This window comes from Tabrizicola sp. (assembly GCF_031377265.1).
In the GTDB taxonomy this organism is placed as follows: domain Bacteria; phylum Pseudomonadota; class Alphaproteobacteria; order Rhodobacterales; family Rhodobacteraceae; genus JAUYQR01.
Window position 1 is genome coordinate 1 of the sequence record NZ_JANMET010000254.1, and the last position, 1558, is coordinate 1558.

Genomic DNA, 1558 nt, shown 5'->3' on the forward strand with positions numbered 1-1558 from the left:
TGTCGCGCGGCTGGCGCGTCAAGCTCAGCACCGATGCGCGTGGTGCGCGCTATGCGGGCGGCTTTCCCCCGGCGGTTGAGGTGGTGGAGCTGTCCTCGGCCACCTTCGCGCGGGGTGGCGCGCTGGAAAAGATCGCTGTCCCCTTCCGCATCGCGGGCGGCGTGATTGCCGCCACCTGGCGCGTGCTGTTCGATCCGCCCGCCGTCATCGTCGGCTTTGGCGGCTATCCCTCGATCCCCGCCCTGTCCGCCGCCTGGATCCTGCGCAAACCCCGGATGATCCACGAACAGAACGGTGTCCTGGGCCGCGTGAACCAGATCTTCGCGCGCCGCGTCAACACCGTCGCCTGCGGCACCTGGCCCACCGTCTTGCCCGAGGGCGTCGCTGGCATCCACACCGGCAACCCGGTGCGCCAGATCGTGCTAGACCGCGCCGCGGCCCCCTATATCCCGCCCGGCGACTACCCGATCAGCATCCTGGTGATCGGCGGCAGTCAGGGCGCGCGGATTCTGTCGGACGTGGTTCCGGCTGCGGTTGCGTCCTTGCCTGAAGCGGTGCGGGGGCGATTGCGGGTGGCGCAACAGGCGCGTGAGGAAGATCTGGCGCGAGTCGTGGCGGCTTACGGCGCGGCGGGGATTGCGGCCGAGGTGGCCCCATTCTTTTCCGATATTGCGCGCCGCCTGTCAGAGGCGCAACTGGTGATCTCGCGGGCGGGGGCGTCGTCGGTTGCAGATATCTCGGTGATCGGCCGGCCCTCGATCCTGATCCCCTATGCCGCCGCAACCGGGGATCATCAGACCGCGAACGCGCGCGGGTTGGTTGACGCCGGGGCCGCCATCCTGATACCGGAATCCCTGCTTGACGCGGGCAGTCTGGCGGCGCAGATCGCATCGGTTCTGAGCCACCCCGAAGCCGCCGCCGCAATGTCGCGCAAGGCGAAAGGGCAGGGCCTGCCCGATGCCACGCAACGACTGGTCTCGCTTGTCGAGTCCCTTGCCAGGAAAGAGTGACTGATGAATGCCACCAAACTTCCGATGGAACTTGGCCCGATCCACTTTGTCGGCATCGGCGGCATTGGCATGTCGGGGATTGCCGAGGTGCTGATGACTCTTGGGTATCGGGTGCAGGGGTCGGATGCAAAGGCGTCGAAGACCACGGACCGGCTGGTGACATTGGGGGCGACGGTGTTTGAAGGCCAGCGCGCCGAAAACATCGGTGAAGCGGCGGTTGTCGTTGTTTCAAGCGCCATCAAGAAGGGCAATCCGGAACTGGAAGAAGCCCGCCGCCGCAAGCTGCCGGTGGTGCGCCGGGCCGAAATGCTGGCCGAACTGATGCGGCTGCGGTCCAATATCGCGATTGCGGGCACGCATGGCAAGACAACCACCACCACGATGGTCGCGACGCTGCTGGACAAGGGCGGTTTTGATCCGACTGTGATCAACGGCGGTGTGATCCACGCCTACGGCTCGAACGCGCGAGCGGGCGAGGGCGAGTGGATGGTGGTGGAGGCGGACGAAAGCGACGGCTCGTTCAATCGTTTGCCCGCAACCATCGCGGT

Annotated in this window: 2 protein-coding genes; both read left to right on the top strand. The window is 66.5% G+C overall.

Going from position 1 to position 1558, the window contains the following annotated elements; genetic code table 11:
- The coding region (locus tag RMO18_RS14515; RefSeq protein ID WP_309666835.1) for a UDP-N-acetylglucosamine--N-acetylmuramyl-(pentapeptide) pyrophosphoryl-undecaprenol N-acetylglucosamine transferase at positions 1-1010 on the top strand (1010 nt) is incomplete at its 5' end.
- A gap of 3 nt (positions 1011-1013) precedes the next feature.
- Positions 1014-1558, top strand: a 545-nt coding sequence (locus RMO18_RS14520) for a Mur ligase domain-containing protein (protein ID WP_309666836.1), incomplete at its 3' end; no start/stop codon positions are given.